The following is a 7,580-nucleotide window of genomic DNA, read 5'->3' as shown; positions in this document are numbered from 1 at the left end:
GAGATATATTAAAAAATAAGAATAATAAAATGATGATGTGATTTAATGTTAGTTAGAAATGTATTAAGTTTTCTATCAAATGTTATATATATATCATACAAGGAGGGGCTTTTATGAAAAAGACTATATTATTAATTGAAGACGAAACTCGTATAAGATTTTTACTAAGAGACTATTTTTTAAAAGAAAACTTCACAATTATAGAAGCTGCTGATGGGGATGAAGGTATAAACTACTTTATAAATAATAAAATAGATTTGGTTATATTAGATATAATGATGCCTAAAGTTGATGGAATAACTGTTTTAGAGACTATAAGAAAAGTCTCATCAGTGCCTGTTATTTTACTAACTGCAAAGGGACAAGAGGAAGATAAACTTTTTGGTTATGAAATGGGTGCAGATGACTATATGACTAAACCCTTTTCTCCAAAGGTATTAATAGCTAAAGTAAAAGCTCTACTTAAGAGAACTTCTGAAGATACATATTCAAGTTTAAATGAATATGATGGCTTAACTATAAACAAGCTTTCTCACGAAGTTAAGATAAATGATGAAATTATTAATCTTTCTCCTAAGGAATTTGAACTTCTATGTTACTTAGCAGATAATGAAGGAATAGCCTTATCAAGAGATACCATATTAGATAATGTTTGGGGATTAGACTACTATGGTGATTTAAGAACTGTAGATACTAATATAAAAAGATTAAGAGAAAAGCTTGGTGAAAAGGCTTCTTATATTATTACAGTTAGAGGAAGTGGATATAGATTTGAAGCGAAAAATTAATTTTAGTCTATCAAAAAAATTATTTTCTATAACCTTCGGATTAATATTTATGGTACTAATTTTTAGTATGTTATTTCAAATGTTATTTTTTGAAGACTTTTATTTAAGTAAAAAGATTAAACATATGACGAGAGAAGCACTTAAATTTAGTGATATGTACTCTTATGATATTTCAGATGAAAAAAGATTAACTACTGCCCTATATAGATTCGAGCAATCAAACAATTCGAAAATTGCTATTTTTTCTATAGATGGTAAACTAAAATATCTTTTAAATTATGATAATAATGATGATTTTCAAACTTTAACTTTATTTTGCAAAGAACTTATTGATGATAAATCTCTTATAAATAAAGTGCTTGCTACAGGAAAACCTCAAACTAGTGTTTTTGAAAATGCTTTTAGTAATACAACAAAAATAGGTATTTTAACTCCAATGTCTCTAAATCAAAAAAACGATTCTATTATAGTAACTGTATCTTCAATGCAACCTATTAATGAAGCTACTGATGTAATAAGAGAATTTTATTTTTATTTATTTTTAGGGTTTAGTTTAATTGGAATCTTCCTTTCTTTTGTTTATGCAAATTTAATTTCAAAACCATTAGTTAACATAAATAAAGTTGCTAAAAGAATGTCAGCTATGGATTTTACAGCTAAATGTGAAGAAACAACTTCTGATGATGAAATTGGAAATCTTGCTATTACATTGAATTTTCTATCTTCTACTTTAGAAAAAGCTTTGGAAGATTTAAAAGATAAAAATAAAAAATTAGAAGAAGATATTGAAAAAGAACGTAAACTTGAAGAAATGAGGAAGGATTTCGTTGCAAGTGTTTCCCATGATTTAAAAACTCCAATAGGAATAATAGAAGGATATGCCGAAGGATTAAAGGATGGTATAGCTACTGGAGCTGATGCATTAATCTATCTTGAAACAATAATAGATGAATCTCATAAAATGAACAAATTAGTAACTAATATGTTAGAGCTTTCAAAATTGGAGTCAGGTAATTTAGAATTATTAATTGAAAGATTTAATATATTAAGATTGATTCAAAAAGTAATTAAAAGTTTCAAATTAGAATTTCAATCAAAAAATATAAAAATAGAATTAAAGACAGATTTAGAATATTGCTATATTTTAGGTGATGTTTTTCAATTAGAACAAGTCATAACTAATCTATTAAGCAATGCTTTAAAATATACACCTCCTAATAATAAAGTAATAGTAGAAATAACTAGTAATGGTGAATTAGTTACTATTTCTGTTGAAAATAAAGGAGCATATATTCCTGAAGAGGAAATAGATAACTTATATAATAAATTCTATAGGATAGATAAAGCAAGAAATTCATCAAATAACAGTAATGGCTTAGGTCTTGCTATTGTAAAAAGAATTTTAAGCTTACATGATAGCTCTTACTCCTTATATAATACAGAAGATGGTGTTAAATTCGAATTTACCTTAAAAAAAGCTTCAGATGAAGAAGGCTACTAAAAATGTAAAGTTTAAATGTAGAATTATGGTAGAAACTCCTTGCGGAGTTTCTATTTTTTTATGAGTACACTGTTAATGGGAGTGTATTTAATAGCTCATATATTTTCAAATCTTATTAATATATAATAAACTAATCTTTAATCTTATATGAAAAATCCTATTGTTAAAAAAATAAATATTATAATATTTAAAATAAGAATAATTTTATTATTTTTAGCTATAATATTTATATCTTTTTCTTCTCTATTTTCAATCATATCTACCATAATTAGTAGTTGATCTAACTTATTAAGTATTTCTTTATTAATTTTTTTATTATTGCTTCTATCATTGATATTTTCTAAAACTTCATTTTTACTTTTAACAATTTCTTCTTTTATATCCTCTATAACTATATCCTTATAAAGTAACTTAATTTTTTCTTTTACATTTTCTTTTAGTAAATCCTCCTTTAAATAATTATCCACCTAATAAATCCTCCTCAATACATATCATTTTTTTAGTTATAATCAAAAGAAATTCGTAAGCTAAAATTAACTCTCCTTCAGTTAAAGCATTGGAATTTAGTTTTTTAACTATATTTCTCTTAAATTTAATATATTCTCTTTTTATATAATTAAAAAAGACATAAACTTTTTTTTCTTCTTCTAAAGATGCATCATTAAATTTTTTAAAATCTTCTCTTAGTTTAATGATTTTATCTTCTTCAAAAAGTATTATTTTTTTATTTTCTTCTATTGCATCCACAATATCTTGTAAGCTTTCTTTAACTTCATTATTAATTTTTGTATTCTCTTTAATTCTTTCTGCTCTTAAATTTCTTTCAAATTCTAAATCTTTTAAAGTATTATTTAATATAATAATGCTATTTTCTATAAATAAAATTTGTTCTTTATATGCTTTTCTTTTATCTCTTATATATTTTATAGTAGCTTTTTTTGAATCATATACCTTTTCAAAATTAATTTTTTCTTTTAAAAATATTTTCTCAGTCTCTTTTTCATAATCCTTAATAAATCCTTTAATACCATTTACCCAAAATATATTATCATCAATAATAATTTCTTCTAACCCCTGCACTAAATTCTTTCCTCCTTCCTATTAAATTACCCTTTAATCCTTATGTTATGTTTTATTAAATTCTATGCTGAATATATATATATTATTATTAAAAAATTAAATAAAATTGAGGTACCTTTTTATTTCAAAAATAAAAAGGTAATAAAAGTATATTCTTCTATTACCTTTAATAATTAAATTATTAAATCTATTCTTTTATTAATTTTTTTCACTAACAAAATCTTATTAAAAACTTTAAAATTAAAAATTTATAATCTATACTCCTTCACTTAAGAATTTGTATTGAGCCATATATAAATCATAGTAACTACCTTTATTTTTTAATAATTCATCATGATTTCCTACTTCCTCAATTTGTCCATCATTTATAACCATAATTTTATCACAATCTCTAATTGTAGATAATCTATGAGCTACAACAAATGAAGTTCTTCCATAAAGAAGCTTTTCTATTCCTTCTTGTACTAGTCTTTCTGTTTGAGTATCTATATTTGAAGTAGCTTCATCTAAAATTAAAATTCTAGGATTTGCAAGTAAAGCTCTTGCAAATGATACAAGCTGTCTTTGCCCTAAAGAAAGTCTAGATCCTCTTTCATTTACTTCTGTTTCATATCCCTTCTCTAACTTCATAATAAAATCATGGGCATTTACTGCCTTTGCTGCTTCTATAACTTCTTCATCTGTTGCATCTAATCTTCCATATCTTATATTTTCCATAATAGTTGATGAAAATAAGAAGGTATCTTGAAGCATTATTCCCATTTGGCTTCTTAAAGATTCTAAATCAACATTTTTTATATTTTTACCATCAACTAAGACTTCACCTGAAGTTGGATCATAAAATCTACTTAGTAGAGATACTATTGTAGTCTTTCCAGCTCCTGTTGCCCCAACTAAGGCTATTTTTTCTCCCTTATTAACCTTGAAGCTTACATTCTTTAAAACCTCATTATTTTCATCGTAACTAAAATATACATTTTTAAATTCAACTATACCTTTAATTTTTCCAATTTCCTTTGCATTATGTGAGTTTTTAATAATAGGTTTTATATCTAATATATCGAATATTCTATCTGCTGCTGAAAAGTTTGTAATTAAAGTGTTATAAAAGCTAGAAAGATTCATTATAGGTCTCCAAAACATCCCTACATACATGGAGAATGCTATTAAAGTACCTATTTTAATTTCACCATTTAAAAATAATTTATATCCAATTAAAAATACTATAACTGTTCCAAGCCCCCATGATAGTTCAACTAAAGGCCAAAACAAATCATTAATTTTTACTGCATCAATAAATGTATCACTTTGCTCCTTAACCATAGATTTAAAGTTTTTTTCTGTTCCTTCTTCTCTTGCAAAGCCTTTTACAACTTTTATTCCCGAAAAATCTTCATGAGTAAATCCATTTAAATTAGATCTTTTATTTCTATAAATTTCCCATCTTCTTCTTGAAAAAATTTCAATACAAAACATTGCAATCCCTAGTATAGGTAAAAGTGCTAAACAGGCTAAAGCAAGTTTTACATTAAGCATAAACATAATTATAGTAACACATATTAGATTCAAAATTTGAGGAATAAAGGATTGAATACTTTGTGAAAATAAATTCTTTAAAGCATTAACATCTCCAACTACTCTGGCTAAGATTTTTCCTACTGGTCTACCATCAAAGAAATCAAAGGATAAATATTGAATATGACTATATAATTCGTGTCTTATATTAACTAAAATATTATTGGTTATTGATGTTATCATTGTCCATCTAATTTTTGATACTATCCAAGCTGCTAAGTTTAATACAACTAAAAGTATACCAATCATAATTAGTGCTTTTACATTTTGACTTGCTATATAATCATCTATAGCTATTTCAAGTAAAAGAGGATTAACAATTCCAGAAATCATTACAAAAATCATTAATAAAATAACAATAAATGATTTTAATTTATAAGGTTTTAGATAAACCATAAGTTTTAGAATTATTTCACTTTTATTTCTTCTCATTACTTCTTCATCTTTTTTTATCGAGTTATTTTCCATCTATATAACCTCCTCATCTAAAAGATTAAAGTCTTTAAATTGATTACAGTAAATATCAAAATATTTGCCTTTAAGCTTTAATAATTCTTCATGAGTTCCTTTTTCTTTTATTTCTCCATCCTCTAGATAGATTATAAGGTCTGCATTTTTAACAGCTGAAATTCTATGAGCTATAATAAAGGTTGTACTAGTATTTTCTCTATTAGATAAATTCTTTAATAACCTATATTCAGTTTCCATATCTAAAGCTGAAGTAGAATCATCTAAAATTAATACTTTAGCTTGTCTTACCAAAGCTCTAGTAATTGATATTCTTTGCTTTTGGCCTCCAGATAAACCCATACCTCTTTCTCCTATTTCTGTATAGAAGCCTTCTTCTAAGCTATCCACAAATTCTAAAGCACAAGCTAATTCTGCTGCTTTTTTAACTTCTTCAAAGCTTGCATTCTCATTACTAAATTTTATATTATTTATTATTGAATCTGAAAATAGAAAAGTATCTTGGGGAACAATAGACATCTTTTCTCTTAAAAAGTTTAAATCATAATTTTTAAGATCTACATTATCTATTTTTATATTTCCATCAGTTACATCATAGTATCTACCAATTAAATTAATTAAAGTAGATTTACCAGATCCAGTTGTCCCCATTATAGCTACTGTACTTCCAGCCTTAATATCTAAATTAATATTTTTTAGAACATATTCATCCTTATATTTAAAGCTAACATTATTAAAGGTAATATCTCCAACTAATTCTTTAGGTCTATAAGTTTTATCTCTATTTTGAATTTCAGGTTCTTTATCCATTATTTCAAATATCTTCTTAGCTGAAGCAGTATTTCTTGAAAGTAAGTCAAGTAATTCTCCAAGCATTCTCATTGGCCATATTAAGTTCCAAATATACCCACTAAAAGCTACCAATACACCAATGCTTATATTCCCTTTCATAACAATAAAACCACCATAAACTATCATTACAACTAAAGCTATATTTGTTAAAAATTCAATAGGTGGAAAGTAATCTCCAATTATTTTTCCTTGTTCCATACTTAAATCATAGAATTTTCTGTTCATCTTTAAAAACTTTTTAATTTCATATTTTTCTCTTGCAAAGGCCTTAACAAGTCTAACACCTGAAATATTCTCTTGAGCAGTGGTTGTAATTTCTGCTGTTTTATCACTTAGTTTACCATAACTTTCTCCAAACTTTTTCTCTAAACTAATAGCCATAAAACCTATTGGAATCATAATAATAAAACAAGCTAAAGCTAATTCCCAGTTTAAAGAAAACAAAATTATTGTAGAGATAAGAAAATAAATTATATTTTCTATAAATAATCTAAAACCAAAGCTTAGGGTTTGCCAGATATTTTCTACATCTTCACCTATCCTTGACATTAGTTCACCAGTATTCATTTCATCAAAATATTTAAATTCTAATTTTTGAATATGATTAAACATATCATTTTTAATATCTGCATGTACCTTTACGCTTAAATAGTCATAAAGAAATTCCTTTAAATACCCCAAAACTGATTTTGTTATAGTAATTGCTGAAAGTGCTATTAAAATTATCTTTATAACACTGTAATTTCCTTGAATAATGCCTTCATCAATAAATACTTTTTGAAGATAAGGCATAAAAAGGTCTATGCCAATTACTGCGATCATTGCAAAGGTTCCAAAGAATAATAAGCCTTTATACCTTGAAACATATTTAAATATTCTAGTCATTTAAACTCCCCCTTTTGTTTCATATATTGCTTTTTTAACCTCCTCATGTGTTAAAAAGTCAAAAAGGCCAAGGATATCCATAGCCTTTTGTTACTATTTAACATTAAATTAAATAAAACAAAAGGCCTTGGTAATAACCCTGGCCTTAATTACTTTACATATAAAACTATACTTTTAAATTGAACTAAAAGTAGTTTTATAAAGTAAAACTTGTATAAATTCTTTAAACTTTAAATTCACACAATGAGATAGGATTATTAAAATAGTTATCTTTTTGAATTTTCTTATTTTTAATTATTAATCTAAAACAATTTTTCATGTTTAACATATTTCCTACCTCCTTTTTACTTTATTTTTGTTTTCTTGATTATTATATCCCTTAAAATATAAGTTGTCAATAAATTCATATCTTTTTATTTTTCTCTAATAAA

Annotated in this window: 6 protein-coding genes; 2 read left to right on the top strand and 4 right to left on the bottom strand. The window is 25.1% G+C overall.

What is annotated here, in order from left to right; genetic code table 11:
- Positions 1 to 113 precede the first annotated feature (113 nt).
- Both ACQRD5_RS06545 and ACQRD5_RS06540 read left to right on the top strand, forming a co-directional pair.
- A complete protein-coding gene (locus tag ACQRD5_RS06545; protein WP_291629949.1) occupies positions 114 to 788 on the top strand; it encodes a response regulator transcription factor in 675 nt (224 codons plus the stop codon).
- Positions 784 to 2,289, top strand: coding sequence for a sensor histidine kinase (locus tag ACQRD5_RS06540; protein ID WP_427746630.1), 1,506 nt, complete (start codon positions 784 to 786; stop codon positions 2,287 to 2,289). Before ACQRD5_RS06545 ends, ACQRD5_RS06540 begins: the two co-directional genes overlap by 5 nt.
- Before the next feature lie 143 nt (positions 2,290 to 2,432).
- Here ACQRD5_RS06540 and ACQRD5_RS06535 read toward each other — a convergent pair whose 3' ends face one another.
- From ACQRD5_RS06535 to ACQRD5_RS06520, 4 genes are all read right to left on the bottom strand, one after another.
- A complete protein-coding gene (locus ACQRD5_RS06535) occupies positions 2,433 to 2,756 on the bottom strand; it encodes a hypothetical protein (RefSeq protein WP_291629950.1) in 324 nt (107 codons plus the stop codon).
- On the bottom strand, positions 2,749 to 3,369 hold the full coding sequence (locus tag ACQRD5_RS06530; RefSeq protein WP_291629952.1) for a hypothetical protein: 621 nt from the start codon (positions 3,367 to 3,369) through the stop codon (positions 2,749 to 2,751). The genes ACQRD5_RS06535 and ACQRD5_RS06530 overlap by 8 nt, the downstream gene beginning before the upstream one ends.
- Before the next feature lie 255 nt (positions 3,370 to 3,624).
- Entirely contained in the window at positions 3,625 to 5,412 is a 1,788-nt protein-coding gene (locus tag ACQRD5_RS06525) for an ABC transporter ATP-binding protein (protein ID WP_294188443.1), read from the bottom strand.
- Positions 5,413 to 7,149, bottom strand: coding sequence for an ABC transporter ATP-binding protein (locus ACQRD5_RS06520; RefSeq protein ID WP_320900410.1), 1,737 nt, complete (start codon positions 7,147 to 7,149; stop codon positions 5,413 to 5,415).
- Between the last annotated feature and the right edge of the window lie 431 nt (positions 7,150 to 7,580).

Source organism: Clostridium sp. SGI.024 (assembly GCF_050315195.1).
GTDB lineage: Bacteria > Bacillota > Clostridia > Clostridiales > Clostridiaceae > Clostridium.
Note: the sequence above shows the minus strand (reverse complement) of the source record. Positions and strands in the feature narration are given on the sequence as shown.

What these genes read in the sequence shown, in the direction of transcription:
- ACQRD5_RS06525 (WP_294188443.1), bottom strand. Translation starts at nt 5,412, where the DNA reads ATGGAAAATAACTCGATAAAAAAAGATGAAGAAGTAATGAGAAGAAAT.
- ACQRD5_RS06520 (WP_320900410.1), bottom strand. Translation starts at nt 7,149, where the DNA reads ATGACTAGAATATTTAAATATGTTTCAAGGTATAAAGGCTTATTATTC.
- ACQRD5_RS06545 (WP_291629949.1), top strand. Translation starts at nt 114, where the DNA reads ATGAAAAAGACTATATTATTAATTGAAGACGAAACTCGTATAAGATTT.